The sequence below is a fragment of the Formosa sp. Hel1_31_208 genome (genome assembly GCF_900104785.1).
Taxonomy (GTDB): Bacteria; Bacteroidota; Bacteroidia; order Flavobacteriales; family Flavobacteriaceae; genus Psychroserpens.
In genome coordinates, this window is record NZ_LT629733.1 from 108,667 (window position 1) to 125,952 (window position 17,286).

Below are 17,286 nucleotides of genomic sequence, written 5' to 3' on the forward strand. Positions count from 1 at the left end.
TATTGTTTATTTAGAAAAAGCGACCAATTGGCCGCTTTTTTTATTAACTTTTATTTGCGAGTTGACCACATGCGGCATCAATATCTTTACCACGAGAACGTCTGACGGTTACGGTAATATGATTTGCTTCGAGCATAGCCACATACATGTCTATTGCCTTAGAACTTGCTTGTTGAAATTCGCCATCATCAATAGGGTTGTATTCAATTAAATTGACTTTACTGGGTGCAAATTTGCAAAAAGCAATGAGTGCCTCTACATCCTTTTCAGTATCATTGATGCCTTCCCAAACCACATACTCATAAGTGATTCGGTCTTTAGTTTTGGCATACCAATATTCTAATGCTTCTCTCAAATCTTCTAACGGAAATGTCGCATTAAAAGGCATTATTGATGTACGAACTTCATTTATTGCTGAATGTAACGAAACAGCTAATTTAAACTTAACGTCATCATCGGCCATCTTCTTAATCATTTTAGGCACTCCTGATGTCGAAACCACGATACGCTTTGGCGACATCCCTAGGCCTTCAGGGGAGGTAATCTTATCAATGGCTTTAAGCACATTATTATAATTCATAAGTGGTTCTCCCATACCCATAAATACAATATTGCTTAAAGGTCTATCAAAGTATAAACGACTTTCATTATCGATGGCTACCACCTGATCAAAAATTTCATCTGGATTTAGATTACGCATGCGTTTTAATCGTGATGTAGCACAAAATCTACAATCTAAACTACAACCTACCTGACTAGACACACAGGCTGTTGTTCGTGTTTTTGTTGGTATTAAGACAGACTCTACAACTAAACCATCATGAAGGCGTACTGCATTTTTAACTGTACCATCAGAACTACGTTGCATTTGGTCAACTTTGATGTGGTTAATCACAAAGTTGTCTTGAAGCTTTTGACGCGTTTCTATTGAGATATTCGTCATATCATCAAAAGAGTGGGCACCTTTACTCCAAAGCCATTCGTAGACCTGATTGCCTCGGAAAGCTTTATCTCCCTCTTTAACAAAGAACTCTCTTAACTGCTCTTTTGTTAATGCTCGTACGTCTTTCTTTTTAGTGTCCATAGATTATGCAAAAATAAACAAACCATTTTTGATTTTAGTTGATGATTTGAGCTAGTCGTTATAATTTCCGAAGCATAAAAAAAGCCTTACGATGACATAAGGCTTTGATTATAAACTATATGTGTAATTAAATAATCAACATTGCATCACCATAGGTGTAGAAACGATATTTTTCTTTAACCGCTTCCTCATAGGCTCTTTTCATAAAATCATGACCAGCAAATGCAGATACCATCATCAATAAAGTTGATTTTGGCGTATGAAAATTAGTAATCATACTGTTGGCAATGCTGAATTCATAAGGTGGAAAAATAAACTTATTGGTCCATCCAGAATATTCATTCAATAATCCGCTAGACGACACTGAACTCTCAACAGTACGCATGGCTGTTGTTCCAATGGCACAGACACGTTTTTTATCTTGAATTCCTTTATTTATAATTTCCGTTGCCTCTTTAGTAATAAAGATCTCCTCACTATCCATTTTGTGTTTAGACAGATCTTCTACTTCTACTGGATTAAACGTCCCTAGACCTACATGGAGTGTTACTTCTGGTAATTCTACACCTTTAATTTCAAGACGTTTTAATAAATGTTTTGAAAAGTGCAAACCAGCGGTTGGTGCTGCAACAGCACCTTCATTTTTAGCGAATATTGTTTGGTAACGCTCTTCATCTTCAGGTTCTACATCTCTCTTGATGTATTTTGGCAAAGGTGTTTCGCCAAGTTCGGTCAATTTTCTTCTAAACTCGCTGTAAGACCCATCATATAAGAATCTCAAAGTACGTCCTCTAGAGGTCGTGTTATCAATAACTTCAGCAACTAACGTTTCATCGTCACCAAAGTATAATTTATTACCAATTCTAATTTTACGCGCTGGATCTACTAAAACATCCCAAAGACGTTGCTCTTCATTTAACTCTCTTAACAAGAACACTTCAATTCTCGCTCCTGTTTTCTCTTTGTTTCCGTACAAACGTGCTGGAAACACTTTGGTATTATTTAAAATCATCACGTCACCTTCATCGAAATAATCAATAATATCTTTGAATAATTTGTGTTCGATGGTTTGATTTTTTCGATCCAGAACCATTAATCTAGACTCATCTCGAATATCGGAAGGACGTTCTGCTAATAATTCCTCAGGAAGGTCAAAATTAAAGTGTGATAATTTCATCTTTTAGTTTTTATGTATTTTAATTTTCAGATAAATTTCACCAAGGGTAATTGCCTTAAGTATGGCCTTAATTTTCTTGGTTCTTTTTATTTCTACTGTTTTTAGAAGTTGCAAATATACAATCTCGAGATAGGCGTTGTCAAGTAAAACGCCTTATTTATTTCGAAATTCTAAATCCTATGGTTTCCAAATCATTCCAAAACGCAGGATAGGACTTAGACACAACCTCATGGTCATCAATATTTAATGTTGTTTTTAATGCTAATGGCGCAAAAGCCATAGCCATTCTGTGATCGTTATATGTAGAAATGGAAATCCCAGTTTTTATCTTTGAAGACCTATGAAGTTTTAGAGATTTATCCGTAATATCAACCTGAGCCCCTAGTTTCTCTAATTCAATTTTAAGTGCAACTAATCTATCGGTCTCTTTAATTTTAAGTGTATGCAACCCTGAAAGGTAACATTCAAGACCTAAGCCAAAACAAGTAACCGCAATGGTTTGTGCTATGTCCGGCGCACTGTTAAGCTCAAAGCTCAAGGCTTGTTTGGTAATTTCATGTGTCTTTTTCAAGGTCATGATATTACCATTGAAAGATGTTGACACTCCAAATTCCTTGTAAATCCCTGTTAATACAGCATCCCCTTGTAAAGAATTGGGTTTATAAAATGAAAGTGCAATTTGAGTATCTATAGGACTCAGTGCAATGACACTAAAGAAATAGGATGCCGAGGACCAATCAGACTCTACCGTTAAGGTCTTAGATAGTATATTTTTTAACTGAGGCTTAACTGTTATAACTTGACCTTTAAAGACTGATGAGATACCTACCTGATTTAATAAACTCAAGGTCATTTTAATATAAGATACTGAGGTAATCTCGCCTTCTAATGTGAGTTCTAATCCGTTTTCTAAACGAGAAGCTATCAATAGTAATGCAGAAATATACTGACTACTCACATTGGCATGCAATGTGACTTTGTTATTGATTAGTTTTTTACCTTTTATTTTAAGTGGCGGGCAGCCATGTTGCTCTAGATAACTCACATCTGCCCCTAAGTTATTTAAAGCAGTTACTAAAATTTCTATAGGTCGTTCTTTCATACGATCAGAACCTGTAAGGATGACCTCTCGTCCTACTTGACATGCAAAATAGGCAGTAAGAAAACGCATTGCTGTTCCTGCGTGATCAATATCTATGACGTCAGCAGTAGACACGAGTCCTTTTGACATCACTTCACTATCATCTGAATTAGACACATTGTTAATTTTTAACTCGGGATAGAGTGCCTGTAGCAATAACAATCGATTTGATTCACTTTTAGAACCTGTGATTGTGAGGTTAGATTGTTTTTTAACTTCTGATTTATGGAGTTTTATTGTCATAAAAAAATTCCTGCTTAAGCAGGAATGGTTTATTTTAACTTATCGTTGTTGTGATGCCTATCGTGATCGCGTTTGGTTTTTTTGTCCATTTTCAAATCGAAAGCACTCTGTAAATCTATTCCTGTTTGATTTGCCAAGCACAAAACTACAAAAACTACATCGGCTAGCTCCTCACCAAGATCTTTATCTTTATCACTATCCTTTTCACTCTGTTCTCCATAGCGTCTAGCAATGATTCGAGCCACTTCTCCAACTTCTTCTGTAAGTTGCGCCATATTGGTAAGCTCATTAAAGTAGCGAACCCCATGTTCTTTTATCCACTTGTCTACTTCTGATTGTGCGTTTTTAATATTCATTATTCTTGTTTCTAATTAAGAACAAAGTTATTAAAATAATAAAACAAGGCATCGCAATATATTTAAACTCACTAACGAGGACATTAATTCCCCATTCTGAAAAGAATTTTTCCACACCAATAGGCGAGACTTTTATCATTCTAAACGGAAAGAAATATTTAGAGTTCTCAAATGGAATAAAAAAACCAACGCCTCGCCCTCCTGTGGTCATTGCATCTAAAATACCATGAGATACTGTAGATAAGAATAAGACGATCACAAAAATCGTTTTTCTAGTCTTTCCGAAGAAAAAAGCCAGCAATCCACTCCAAATAAACGCAAATAGTATAGAATGTGTAAACCCGCGATGGCCTAATGGATGAAGATAAGGAATGCCAAATTTAAAAGCCAACACATCTAAATCGGGAAATATAGCAGAACTAATAGCCAGAAAAACCAACAGCTTATTAGTCTTCGAATCTATGAGCTCAGTTGTGGTGTATGCAACCAATGCGTGACCAAAGAGAGATGCCATTAGGTTTTATCCTTAGTATCAATGATGATTGTTACAGGCCCGTCATTGAGCAACTCAACTTTCATGTCGGCTCCAAATTGTCCAGTTTGTACTTTTTTGTTTATGTCGATTTCCAACTGGGCGATAAACGCCTCATACAATGGAATGGCAATATCTGGCTTCGCCGCTAATATATAGCTTGGTCTATTGCCCTTTTTTGTACTTGCATGAAGGGTAAACTGACTCACAACAATGACATCGCCTTGAGATTGCAGAAGTGAGGTATTCATGACTCCATTTTCATCGGGAAAGATGCGAAGATTGGCAATCTTATTAGACAACCATTGAATATCGTTTTGTGAATCTGCATTTATTATTCCGAGAAGGATTAGTAATCCCGTTTTAATCTCAGCTACTTTTTGTCCTTTAATAGTTACTGAAGCTTGAGATACACGTTGAATGACTGCTTTCATATTATTGCTCTTCCCAATTATCGGTTCGGTAATGTTCGTCTTCGCCCTCTAAAATTTGCAGATAGCTTCGGTATCTCGAATAGGAAATTTCATCCTTATCTAAGGCAGCTTTAACGGCACATTTTGGCTCCTCAACATGAAGACAATTATTAAATTTACAATCTTGTTTGAGTTCGAAAAATTCTGGGAAGTAATCCCCAACTTCTTCTTTATCCATATCTACAATACCAAAACCTTTTATCCCTGGTGTATCAATAATTTTAGCATCAAAACTGAGGTCGAACATTTCGGCAAATGTTGTGGTATGTTGTCCTTGACTATGCTGCATTGATATGGCTTTAGTTTTCAAATCAAGATTAGGTTCAATGGCATTAACCAAGGTCGATTTTCCAACGCCCGAGTGACCTGCAAACATACTTACTTTCCCTATCATCAGGGCTTTCACCTTGTCTACATTTTTTCCAGTTTCCGCAGAAATACCTATGCAGTCATACCCGATCTTGCGATAGACATGTGCTAAATAGCGCACCTCGTCTAGGGTTTCCTCATCATAGGTGTCAATTTTATTAAACAGTAAAATTGTTTTAACTGAATACGCTTCGGCAGTCACTAAAAAGCGATCAATAAAACTCGTGAATGTTGGCGGATTGTCAATTGTAACTAGCAGAAATACTTGATCTATATTAGACGCAATGATATGTGTTTGTTTGGATAAATTAACCGACTTACGCACAATATAATTTACGCGATCATGAATTTTATGAATAACTCCTGTCACATCATCGTTATTGGTTTCTAGTTCAAAATCAACACGATCACCAACAGCAATTGGATTGGTGCTTTTAATGTCCTTTAGTCGAAATTTCCCTTTAATTCTGCATTGATAGGTAGCCCCTAAATTTGTTTTTACGGTGTACCAACTTCCTGTAGATTTATAAACGGTTCCAGTCATAATTTATGCAGTTGCAAATTAAGGTTTTTCATTTTAAGAATTAGCCGTATCTTAGATCAAATTTTTTATATAATATACAACATGAAAAAAATAGTACTATTAATTACCCTAATTTTTGTGTCATTTACAGACGCATTTGCCCAAGTGGAATACAAAATTATTACGAGTGTAGAATCTATTGTCCCTAATGGTTTAGGTCGATCAAGAATTGTATCAGCAACCGAAGATCGAGATTATAAAGAATATACTTCGCTGCGTTCTGATGACAAAAAAGAAGACAAGAGAAATAAAGCGGATAGAAGTGAAATTAGAGTTAAGAACTTTGAAGAAACAAAATTATTAAACTTTTACAACTTAGGTGGTATCCGTTTTCAGAATATTGCAGCTAACGATGCTGTTTTGACTTCAAAAGTAAATACAATGATTGAAGAAGGCTGGGAATTGGCTTTTGTCACCAGTGCTGTTGAGAGTGCGGGTAAAGGAGATGGTAACGGTATTTTTATCACACGTTTTATATTTAAACGAAACAAAGAATAACACTCATTATAACACCGTAAAAAGCCTCGAACAATCGAGGCTTTATTTTATTTAGTGGTTTATAATTTTTTCTTGATGATTAATTGATTCTTGGTGAATCGCCTTGAACATTCGTAAGATAAATTCTTCGCTTAACCCCTTTTCATCACCTTCCAAGACCATTTTACCTAAAATCTCATTCCAACGTTTGCTTTGTAAAACGGCTACGTTCTTTTGTTTTTTAAGCTCACCGATTCCATCAGCTACTTTCATACGCTTTCCTAACAGTTCAATAATTTGATTATCTACCACATCTATCTGAGCTCTTAAATTATTAAGCTCAGTATTATAAGCGGCTTCAGGGTCTGATTCTTTTCTAATTTTAAGATCTTCCATTATTTGGACTAAGGTCTTTGGTGTAACTTGTTGAGCAGCATCACTCCATGCATTATCAGGATCTGTATGTGTTTCAATCATTAATCCGTCAAAATTAAGATCTAAAGCGGTTTGAGAGACATCAAAAATCATATCTCTTTTTCCTGTAATATGAGATGGGTCATTAATTAATGGTAAGTCGGGAAACTTCGTTTGCAGTTCAATGGCTATTTGCCATTCTGGATTGTTACGGTATTTGGATTTTTCATAAGTTGAAAACCCTCTATGAATCACACCAAGATTTTTGATATTTGAAGATGCTAAACGCTCGATAGCACCTAACCACAATGGCAAATCTGGATTTACCGGATTTTTAACCAAAACAATTTTATCTGTGCCCTTCAGAGCATCTGCAATTTCTTGAACTATAAAAGGGCTTACTGTTGAACGTGCGCCAATCCATAATAAATCGATATCGTGTTCTAAGGCCAATTCAACATGATTTCTATTAGCCACTTCTGTGGCCGTTTTCAAACCAGTTTCTGATTTTACTTTTTGCAACCATTTTAAACCTAATGCACCTACACCTTCAAAATTCCCTGGACGTGTTCGTGGTTTCCATATGCCAGCTCTATAATAATTGACATCGGTATCTTTAAGCTCATGCGCTATTTTTAATACTTGATCTTCAGTTTCTGCGCTGCATGGTCCTGCAATTACTAATGGATGATTTAATCCTAAATCATCTAACCATGTTCTCATTTCTCTCTTATTCTCCATAATATTCTCTTAAGCAATTCCTTTTAAAATATCTTTAATTCGATTTGTGTTTTTCATTTCCTTATAGATTTCATCAAAATTATCAGATTCCATAAAGGCTTTGAATTGTTTTAAATTGTTAATATATTCGTCTAATGTTTCTACAACATTATTGCGATTTTGTTTAAAAATAGGAGTCCACATTTCTGGAGAACTCTTTGCCAAACGCACTGTACTCTCAAAACCAGAGCCCGCCATATCAAAAATATCACGTTCGTTTTTCTCTTTTTCGATAACCGTTTTTCCCAACATAAATGAACTGATATGTGATAAATGCGATACATAGGCAATGTGTTTATCGTGTGCTTCAGGATTCATATAGCGAATACGCATTCCTAAGTCTGAAAATAACTCTAAAGCTTTCTCCTGAAGTTTAAATGTTGTTTTTTCTACTTCGCAAATGATATTTGTTTTCTTCTGAAATAGTCCATGGATAGCCGCTTTCGGTCCAGAAAATTCAGTTCCAGCAATTGGGTGCATCGCCAAAAAATTACGTCGTCGTTCATGATTTACAACTGCATTACAAATCGGTAATTTAGTCGAACCTGCATCAATCACCAAGGTCGAATCTGAAATAGCATCCAACACTTTTGGTAATTCTATTACAGCTTTATCTACAGGAATAGAAAGCACAACCAAATCGGCATCTTTTAAATCCTCATAAGTCGCTTTCTTATCAATAATATGAAGTTCTAAGGCTTCATCTAGATGATGTTCTTTGGTATCTATTCCAAAAATCTGAGCTTCTTTATTAGTTGCCTTGATATCTAATGCTAGACTTCCGCCAATTAATCCAACACCTATAACATATATCTTGTTCATATTATTCTATCTCAATCGTTCTAATGCTTCCTCTAGTTCTTCTTGTGGCGCGCAAAGTGATATGCGAATATATCTATCTCCATTACTTCCAAAAATTGTTCCTGGCGCGATAAAAACTGACTTTTCTTTCAGTATCAGATCGACGTATTCTTCGGCATCAATGTAGTCGGGTAGTTTTGCCCAAACAAACAAACCTGTCGCACCTTTATCATACGTGCAATTCAAGGCTTCTGCAATTTGCCATACAATTTTTCGACGTTGTTCGTACACGCTATTTAAACTTAAGTACCACATTTCCGAACAGTTTAAGGCCTCAATAGCACCTTTCTGAATCCCTAAAAACATTCCAGAATCCATATTACTTTTAACGCGTAATACCGCTTTCACATACTCTGTTTTACCTAAGAGCATGCCAACACGCCAACCCGCCATGTTAAACGTTTTACTCAAGGAATTCAACTCTAAACATACCTCTTTCGCATCTTTATATTTTAGAATACTTCGCGGATAACGATTTAATATAAAACTGTAAGGATTGTCATTTACAATCAAAATATCGTTGCGTTTTGCAAAGGTGATTAAATCTTCAAACAACTTATTTGAAGCCTGTGCACCAGTAGGCATATGCGGATAACTGACCCACATTAATTTAACCTTTTCTAAACCTCTTTTTTCTAAGGCCACCAAATCTGGAAACCAATTGTTTTCTTCTGTCAAATCATAAGCAACAGGCACAGCGCCAACTAAATTAGTCACTGAATTATAGGTGGGATATCCAGGATTCGGGATTAACACCTCATCACCTTCATTTAAAAATGCTAAAGAAATATGCAATATCCCTTCTTTGCTTCCCATGAGCGGAAGGACTTCTGTTAACGGACTTAAAGGAACACCAAATTGTCTTTTGTAAAAGTTAGCAATAGCTTCACGTAATTCGGGAGTGCCTTGATAGCTCTGATACTTGTGCGCACCAGTTTCATTAAAGGTTTCCACAAGAGCATTGAGTACGCGTTCTGGTGGATTTAAATCTGGGCTACCAATTCCTAGATTAATAATAGGTTTTCCTTGTGACTGAAGCAATCTTACTTCTCGCAATTTCTTAGAGAAATAATATTCTTCTACATGTTTAAGTCGGTTCGCAATCTGTATCATAGTCTTGCATTTTTATATTCTCCCAATACTTTAAAATCTTGTGCCATAATTTCCATTATGGATTTTGCTTTATGATAATCACTATACATTTCGAATGTAACATCAACAAAAAAAGCATATTTCCAAGGTGTATCTATCTTCGGAAGTGATTGTATTTTAGTTAAATTTAACTTACAATCGCTTAATACGTTCAATATCGTCGCCAAACTTCCTCTTTTATGGTCTAGTTCAAATTTAACAGAGGCTTTATTAATCTCATCTTCTGAAATTTCAGAGTTTTGAGTTTTTACAATGAAAAAACGCGTTTCGTTATGTGTAATCGTTTGAATACTTCTCGCCACAATCTCTAAATTAAATAATTGAGCTGCCAATTCTGAGGCTATCGCTGCCACGTGTTTTGTTTGCGACTTTTGAATACGTTGTGCGACTTCAGCCGTGTCTTTATCTTCTATAAGCTTGATGTGTGGATATTGCTTAAAAAACGTCTTACATTGCAACAGTGCCATAGGATGTGAATATACTTCCTTAATATCATTTATCGACTGATCTGGCAAGGCCATCAAATGATGCTGAATATCTAAATAATGCTCCCCTACAATACGTAAATCATGTTGGTCAATTAATGCATAATTAGGGATGATAGATCCCGCAATTGAGTTCTCAATAGCCATAATCGCGGCACCATCTTTTTGATTTAAAATACTATCTACGACGCTATCAAATGACAAATATTCATTGACATTTATCGACTCATCAAAAAATTGCTGTGATACAATGTGATGAAAAGATCCTCTAATTCCTTGTATGGCTACTGATGTTATCATAAAAAAAGTCTCGATTTTCATCGAGACTCATATTATATTTATTGTTCATAAATTATACATATATCGCCTCTCTCTTTTCGTTAAAAAAGAAATAAAACCAGCTGTAATATGTATGATTTATTGAATTCATATCGTTATTAAAGTGCTAATGTACTTATTATTTTAAGAAATTAAAATTGTTATAACATAATTTTTAGGGTTGAAGAATGAGTTTTAAAGATTTAGCAATTTAAAGCATCTCCTGAGTAATAATTATTATTTTTGAATAAATAAATCGATGTATGTCAATTGAAGTAGCAAATATTTCTAAACTATATGGCGAGCAAAAAGCGCTAAACAATATTTCATTTTCTATAAACAAAGGTGAAATCGTAGGTTTTTTAGGACCGAATGGCGCAGGCAAATCAACATTGATGAAGATTTTAACCACTTATATCAATGCCTCCGAAGGTGTTGCTAAAGTGAGCGGTTTTCATGTGGAAACACAAAAACAAGATGTGCAACATAATGTTGGGTATTTACCCGAACACAACCCGTTGTATTTAGATATGTATGTAAAAGAATATCTAACATTTAATGCTGGCATCTACAAGGTTTCTAAATCTCGAATTCAAGAGGTCATTGAACTTACTGGTTTGACGCCAGAAACACATAAAAAAATTGGTCAATTATCTAAAGGTTATCGTCAGCGAGTTGGTATAGCGACTGCTTTGCTACATGATCCTTCAGTTTTAATTTTAGACGAACCAACTACGGGTCTTGACCCTAATCAACTGGTAGATATAAGACATCTAATTACCACTATAGGAAAAGATAAAACTGTATTTCTTTCGACTCATATCATGCAGGAAGTTGAAGCCATTTGTGATCGTGTCATTATTATTGATAAAGGAGTCATTGTTGCCGACAAAAAATTAGAGGCATTAAGAGATGATAAAGAGCAAACCGTTATTGTAGAATTTGACTATCGTGTGGAAGACACCTTTCTTCTAAAGCTCCCTAATGCCAAATTGGTTAAAAACACACATGGTTTTATTTATGAAATTACATTTGCCACAACCCAAGATATGAGATCTCATGTATTCGATTTTGCACATGACAATGATCTAAAAATTCTTCAGTTGAACCAAAAAAATGCGAGTTTGGAAAGTTTGTTTAGAGAATTAACTTCAAAATAAAGACTATTCAAAAATCAGCTGACCTGTATAGAATTGTTGCACATTCACGGCTAACGGCGTATTAACTAGAATAACATCACCTGTACTTCTAATTTCACCGGTTAATGATTGCTGTGCGTTAATAATCATATCATTACTACTGCGCTGAAAAATGGACACATCTTGTGCTACCAAATCACGTCCTTCAAATCGGGCGTCTCCTGAGTAATATCCAACAAATAAAGTCTCAACAAATCCACTTATATATATGGTAGATAAGTTATTAATCACAATATCTATAGCATCACAATCAACTTCTAAATCAAACATCCCATTGGTGTTTACACCATTATCTTCAATAAAGTCTTCAGAAACTAACTTAAGGGTTTCATAATTTAATACGCCATTACTACTCACGGTATAACTCGATCCATTTCTTATTTCAGTAAGATTTGGCGCACTCACGAATACTTTAGTAATCCCATAGTCTCTTGTGAGATTACATGCATTATCGTTAAATAGCTTTAATCTCCCATTTTCAACACGAACATCAATTTCAGGCATTAAATATTCACCAGTTTGAACTCGTACTTTTTGAGTTGGTGCATCTGTTACAATTAATTCTATACGAGGGTAAACGGTAATTTGTGAAAAGGCATCTACGCTGAATTCTTTTTCAATAATATCACCAGCATTTTGAAAGCAATCTGGCACATTTTCGCCGTTACATGATACGAGTAAAACCGCAACTACTATGTAAACTATTTTTTTCATAATCTTACGCCTATTCCAAATTCAACTGCTTCAGCTTTTGCTCCATGAGATTTAAGTGTTATGGCGCCAAAAAATGTGTCGCCAAAATAACGTTTCATTCCAACCCGATTGTACACCTGCCCCTCAAAATCGTATGGGTAATAGATATAATAGCCTAATTGTGTAATTATGGACATCTTATTAATAAATAATTCATGTCCAACAAATATACCAACGCGTTTCCAGTCTTCATCACCGGACACATTCAATTCGGGAAAAGCAACCGAATAAAAATAAATCAATTCCTCTAAAAACTTAGAAAAGAACACATCTGTACCCACTTGAATGGCGCTTTTACGATTTAAACGCTTATCGGCATATGCAGAGAAAATAAAGAATGGGTGTTGTCCTAATCCAATGACGTCACTTTCATTGACACCTGTGCGAAATACAAAGTTATATTTTATCTTTTCTGTATACTTTTTAGTTTCTGTTGAAGCCATATATTCTGGCTCATTTTCAGAATCGAACACATAATTAGTCCCAATATTAAAGGCAAAAGTATTAGTAGATGTATTTGGAGCCCTAAAATTCGCGTTAGAATAGTGAATTAAAGAAATTCCTGCTTGCAAGCCAAAACCCTTAAATATATTTTCTTTCTTATAATTAAACATAAGATAGGTCGTACTTAACAAATCTGAACCATAAGCACTATTTCTGAAGTTTGACACCTTATCATACGGATTTGTAGTATAGGCTACCCCTTGTCCGATTCTCAAATTAAGATTCCGTTTTAGGAAATAAAAGTTATAATGTGCATAGAGCCCGTAATTCTCACCGAGTGTCTCGTTTGCCATGTTTTGATACACCATCGAAAACCCCCAATCTGGATAGTTGAAACGACTTTCCCAATCATTAAATCCATAGGTTTTCCGGTTGTAAGCAAGAATAAAGCCTGTTGGATGTTCCGTTATTAAATGAGAAATATCAGGATTATGCTCTAGTATGGTTCCATAGAATATATTGGCGTCAATACTGAAACGTTTAGGGTCTTCATCTTGAGCACTTACAAGGAGGTAAAAAAAGCAAAATAAGTAGGATAAAAAGCCCTTCATTAAATTTAGTTATGGCACAAAAATAACAGAATATTTAGATTTCCTTGTCTTCTGCTACTTTAAAGCCACTTCTTCTTACCCAAGACACATGTAAGTCTTTGTTTATTAGACTATAAGCCTCACTAGAAGCGTACGCCACAGAACAATGTTAAAAATAAAATATGCAACTATAGATGAGTAAGGACGTTTAAGTTATCTATCCAAGTCTGCAATAAATGAATCGCCTCTTTAATAGAATATAGTATTTTCTTAAATAAACTGAGGGTTGCTATGGCTTCATCGGGTCCTATCCTTCTGCCTTTCTTGATACCATTTCAATAAGTTTTTCAACTTTGTTTCCGACAGAAAATTTAATATCCAAACTTTTTGCAAAATAATTAACTCTCGCTTTTATTTTTTTTACTTTTACGCCGTAATAATTTGGAGGAAAAATTTGTTCTGATTGCAACCTCATAAAAAAAATGCTAAAGCAGTTAGTTTAAGACTTCTTTAGCGACCAAGCAATCTCTACTAGTTTTTCAAAAACACACAAAACAAAAGGTTTATATGGCATATTTATTTACTTCGGAAAGTGTCTCTGAAGGACATCCAGATAAAGTCGCAGATCAAATTAGTGATGCGTTAATTGACAATTTTTTAGCTTTTGATCCAGAATCAAAAGTAGCATGTGAAACTCTTGTGACTACTGGACAAGTTGTACTTGCTGGTGAAGTGAAATCAAATACGTATCTCGATGTGCAAAAAATTGCGCGTGATACTATTAATAAAATTGGATACACTAAAAGCGAATATATGTTTGATGGCAATTCTTGTGGTGTCTTCTCTGCTATTCACGAACAATCTGAAGATATTAATCGTGGAGTAGATAGAGCAAATAAAGACGAACAAGGAGCTGGTGACCAAGGTATGATGTTTGGTTATGCAACTCGTGAAACAGAAAACTATATGCCTTTGGCTTTAGATCTTTCGCATCGCATATTAAAAGAGCTCGCCGATTTAAGACGTGAACATGAAGACATCACCTATTTACGTCCAGACTCTAAAAGTCAGGTAACTATTGAGTACAGTGATGATAATATTCCACAGCGTATTGATGCAATAGTGGTTTCAACACAACATGATGATTTTGGAGCTGATGAAGATATGCTTACCAAGATTAGAAAAGATATTGTCGACATTTTGATTCCAAGAGTGATCGCTAAATTACCCGAACATATTCAAGTATTATTCAATGACAACATTACCTACCACATTAATCCAACAGGGAAATTTGTGATTGGTGGACCTCATGGAGATACTGGATTGACTGGACGAAAAATCATTGTAGACACTTACGGTGGAAAAGGTGCTCATGGTGGTGGTGCTTTTTCAGGTAAAGACCCAAGTAAAGTAGATCGAAGTGCAGCTTATGCCACACGACATATTGCTAAAAATATGGTCGCAGCGGGTATTTGTGACGAAGTATTAGTGCAGGTGAGTTATGCTATTGGTGTGGTAGAACCTACTTCTATTTATGTTGACACCTATGGTACCTGTCCGTTTAATCTAACCGATGGAGAGATTGCCTCAAGAATTAAAAACATTTTCGATATGCGCCCTGCTGCTATCGAAAAGCGCTTAAAACTGCGCCAACCGATGTATAGTGAAACAGCAGCTTATGGTCATATGGGTCGCAAGTCTGAAACAGTAAGTAAAACATTTGAACAGCCAAACGGAGAACCAATAAGCCTGGAGGTTGAATTGTTTACGTGGGAAAAACTAGATTACGTAGATAAAATAAAAGCAGCGTTTGAATTATAAAAACGGATCATTTATGTAACAAAAAAGTCCTCTCAAAATAATTTTGAGAGGACTTTTTATTTCAAAGCATTTCGAGATATGACGCAACCAATTCCTATATTCTGCATCTTACATTTATATAACACTTAGGAATTTTTACCTTTTGACTGTTATATATAAAACAACGTTAAAACAACTTATATGAAATCAATGCAACAGTTATCAAAATCCATTACCCTCGTTTTAATTAGTATGTTACTTGTATTTTCCTGTGAAACCGATGATGGTCCGAGCACTCCACCAAATCAAAATCAAGGCCCAGACCCCACAGCTTTTATTCAAAATTTCGGAAGTGAAATCACAAGAGACTTTTTAGGAACCATCGTAGACACCAATAATAATCCCATTGAAAATGTGATGGTAAGTATTGGCTCTTCTTCAGTAATGACTGATAGCAATGGTGTGTTTATTATCAATAATGCAATTGTTAATCAGCGCTTTGGATATGTAAAAGCTGATAAAACGGGTTATATCCATGCGTCAAGAGCTGTTGTACCTAGCAGTGGTACGAATAAAATTCGCATTATGATGCTTCCAGAAACAGTGGCGGGAACTACTGCAAGTGGTACTCAAGAAACCATTAGCTTAGGAAATGGTGCTTCGGTTGCACTTGAAGGCGATTATATAAAACCTGACGGAACAATTTACTCAGGAAATGTGAATGTCATCATGCATCACTTAGATCCAGTTGATGAAGATATGCCAGATCAAATGCCAGGCATGTTATATGCGGCAAATGCACAAAATGAAGAGCGTATGCTGCAAACTTTAGGGATGTTAGCTGTAGAACTTAGAGGTGATGGAGGTGAAGATTTAAATCTGGCTGAAGGTTCAACTGCTGAAATCAGAGTACCGGTAGATGCGAGTTTAATTGCCACGGCTCCAAATACGATTCCGTTGTGGTATTTTGATGAAACCAATGGGTTTTGGATTGAAGAAGGTCAAGCAACTTTAGTAGGCAACGAATATATAGGAAATGTATCACATTTTTCATTTTGGAACTGTGATATTCCTGCTGAAGCGGTGAATTTATGTATTACGGCTTCAGATGAAACTGGTAGTTTATTATCAAATTTAAATATCACTCTAACGAGTAACACATTTGGCACTAGTAGTGGAAATACCAACGAAAATGGTGAAGTTTGCGGATTGGTCCCAAGTAATGAAACCCTAGAACTTAATGTCTATATTTTTGATGTTTGTGGTAACAATTCTATATATACTCAAACTATCGGGCCATTTAATGCAGATTCTTCTATAGGTATTGTTATTCCTGACAACCTTGATATCGTTTCTGAGACAGTTATTGGCACGTTTAATACTTGTAATGGTGATTCAGTAACAGATGGTTATGTGCAATTAGGTTTTGGCAATCAGGTTTTTACTGATGCCGTAACTGACGGAAATTTTGAAATCAATCTTATTAGATGTAATAGCTCTGATACGTTTTCAATTGAAGCGAGTGACTTTGTAAACCTTCAAGTGACTGATAGCATTAACTATACGTTTACCACCCCTTTAACAGACATTGGAACTATTTCTGCATGTAATGCGGTGACTGAGTTTATACAATATACAATTGATGATGGTGCTGAGAGCTTATTTATTGTAGATGGCATTTCGGCTGATTTCACAACATCAAGTCCGAATACAAACGGTCCGAGTTTAACTATCTTTGGGAGTCAACAAGAGTGTTTTTATTTATTCGGAGTACTTAATGAAGCACCTTATGTAGGCGAATACGGTTATTTAGAGTGGAACGATGTGACTTCTATTGGTTTTAATATTTCAGAATGCAACAATATTAATGACAACAATAATGGTATCGTATTCAATCTAACAGCCTTAGGCGACGTTGGAGAATATATCGATATCAACTTTAGTGGAAGTTATGAAGACTTTAATGGCAATCCACATACTATAACTGGTATTGTTCATGTCATAAGAGATAATTAATTAAAATTATTAGTACAAAAAAGCCTTCTCGATTGAGAA

Annotated in this window: 17 protein-coding genes; 4 read left to right on the plus strand and 13 right to left on the minus strand. The window is 35.4% G+C overall.

Annotation, left to right across the window (positions count from 1 at the left end):
- Nucleotides 1-43 precede the first annotated feature (43 nt).
- From rlmN to rsgA, 7 genes are all read right to left on the minus strand, one after another.
- Nucleotides 44-1,084: a 23S rRNA (adenine(2503)-C(2))-methyltransferase RlmN gene (rlmN, locus tag BLT57_RS00470; protein WP_091420750.1), complete on the minus strand. Its 1,041-nt coding sequence runs from the start codon at nt 1,082-1,084 to the stop codon at nt 44-46.
- A gap of 127 nt (nt 1,085-1,211) precedes the next feature.
- On the minus strand, nt 1,212-2,261 hold the full coding sequence (gene queA, locus BLT57_RS00475; protein ID WP_091420751.1) for a tRNA preQ1(34) S-adenosylmethionine ribosyltransferase-isomerase QueA: 1,050 nt from the start codon (nt 2,259-2,261) through the stop codon (nt 1,212-1,214).
- Nucleotides 2,262-2,418: 157 nt separating this feature from the next.
- On the minus strand, nt 2,419-3,645 hold the full coding sequence (locus BLT57_RS00480) for a 3-phosphoshikimate 1-carboxyvinyltransferase (protein ID WP_091420754.1): 1,227 nt from the start codon (nt 3,643-3,645) through the stop codon (nt 2,419-2,421).
- A gap of 29 nt (nt 3,646-3,674) precedes the next feature.
- The gene (locus BLT57_RS00485; RefSeq protein WP_091420755.1) at nt 3,675-4,001 is read right to left on the minus strand and encodes a nucleotide pyrophosphohydrolase; all 327 of its coding nucleotides are present in this window, start codon (nt 3,999-4,001) and stop codon (nt 3,675-3,677) included.
- Nucleotides 3,991-4,515: a metal-dependent hydrolase gene (locus tag BLT57_RS00490; protein WP_091420759.1), complete on the minus strand. Its 525-nt coding sequence runs from the start codon at nt 4,513-4,515 to the stop codon at nt 3,991-3,993. The genes BLT57_RS00485 and BLT57_RS00490 overlap by 11 nt, the downstream gene beginning before the upstream one ends.
- Nucleotides 4,515-4,967, minus strand: a complete 453-nt coding sequence (gene dtd / locus BLT57_RS00495; RefSeq protein WP_091420761.1) for a D-aminoacyl-tRNA deacylase — start codon at nt 4,965-4,967, stop codon at nt 4,515-4,517. The genes BLT57_RS00490 and dtd overlap by 1 nt, the downstream gene beginning before the upstream one ends.
- Nucleotide 4,968: 1 nt before the next feature.
- The gene (gene rsgA, locus BLT57_RS00500) at nt 4,969-5,919 is read right to left on the minus strand and encodes a ribosome small subunit-dependent GTPase A (RefSeq protein WP_091420763.1); all 951 of its coding nucleotides are present in this window, start codon (nt 5,917-5,919) and stop codon (nt 4,969-4,971) included.
- An 81-nt stretch (nt 5,920-6,000) separates the two neighbouring features.
- Here rsgA and BLT57_RS00505 point away from each other — a divergent pair, with 81 nt between their 5' ends.
- The gene (locus BLT57_RS00505) at nt 6,001-6,456 is read left to right on the plus strand and encodes a hypothetical protein (protein WP_091420766.1); all 456 of its coding nucleotides are present in this window, start codon (nt 6,001-6,003) and stop codon (nt 6,454-6,456) included.
- A gap of 51 nt (nt 6,457-6,507) precedes the next feature.
- Here the strand turns inward: BLT57_RS00505 and BLT57_RS00510 are convergent, their stop codons facing one another.
- The 4 genes from BLT57_RS00510 to BLT57_RS00525 are packed head-to-tail and all read right to left on the minus strand — an operon-like array spanning nt 6,508 to nt 10,427.
- Entirely contained in the window at nt 6,508-7,590 is a 1,083-nt protein-coding gene (locus BLT57_RS00510; RefSeq protein WP_091420768.1) for a bifunctional 3-deoxy-7-phosphoheptulonate synthase/chorismate mutase type II, read from the minus strand.
- Nucleotides 7,591-7,599: 9 nt separating this feature from the next.
- A complete protein-coding gene (locus BLT57_RS00515) occupies nt 7,600-8,451 on the minus strand; it encodes a prephenate dehydrogenase (RefSeq protein ID WP_091420774.1) in 852 nt (283 codons plus the stop codon).
- A 6-nt stretch (nt 8,452-8,457) separates the two neighbouring features.
- Complete coding sequence (locus BLT57_RS00520; RefSeq protein ID WP_091420777.1) at nt 8,458-9,603, minus strand: pyridoxal phosphate-dependent aminotransferase; 1,146 nt, start codon at nt 9,601-9,603, stop codon at nt 8,458-8,460.
- Complete coding sequence (locus BLT57_RS00525; RefSeq protein WP_091426580.1) at nt 9,600-10,427, minus strand: prephenate dehydratase; 828 nt, start codon at nt 10,425-10,427, stop codon at nt 9,600-9,602. Before BLT57_RS00525 ends, BLT57_RS00520 begins: the two co-directional genes overlap by 4 nt.
- 281 nt (nt 10,428-10,708) lie before the next feature.
- Here BLT57_RS00525 and gldA point away from each other — a divergent pair, with 281 nt between their 5' ends.
- Nucleotides 10,709-11,605: a gliding motility-associated ABC transporter ATP-binding subunit GldA gene (gene gldA / locus BLT57_RS00530; RefSeq protein WP_091420780.1), complete on the plus strand. Its 897-nt coding sequence runs from the start codon at nt 10,709-10,711 to the stop codon at nt 11,603-11,605.
- A 3-nt stretch (nt 11,606-11,608) separates the two neighbouring features.
- Here the strand turns inward: gldA and BLT57_RS00535 are convergent, their stop codons facing one another.
- Nucleotides 11,609-12,358, minus strand: coding sequence for a head GIN domain-containing protein (locus BLT57_RS00535; RefSeq protein WP_091420783.1), 750 nt, complete (start codon nt 12,356-12,358; stop codon nt 11,609-11,611).
- Complete coding sequence (locus BLT57_RS00540; RefSeq protein WP_091420786.1) at nt 12,355-13,452, minus strand: acyloxyacyl hydrolase; 1,098 nt, start codon at nt 13,450-13,452, stop codon at nt 12,355-12,357. The genes BLT57_RS00535 and BLT57_RS00540 overlap by 4 nt, the downstream gene beginning before the upstream one ends.
- Nucleotides 13,453-13,998: 546 nt before the next feature.
- Between BLT57_RS00540 and metK the strand changes: the two genes are divergently transcribed.
- Both metK and BLT57_RS00550 read left to right on the plus strand, forming a co-directional pair.
- A complete protein-coding gene (metK, locus tag BLT57_RS00545; protein ID WP_091420788.1) occupies nt 13,999-15,252 on the plus strand; it encodes a methionine adenosyltransferase in 1,254 nt (417 codons plus the stop codon).
- A gap of 180 nt (nt 15,253-15,432) precedes the next feature.
- Complete coding sequence (locus BLT57_RS00550) at nt 15,433-17,247, plus strand: hypothetical protein (protein WP_091420789.1); 1,815 nt, start codon at nt 15,433-15,435, stop codon at nt 17,245-17,247.
- Nucleotides 17,248-17,286 lie beyond the last annotated feature (39 nt).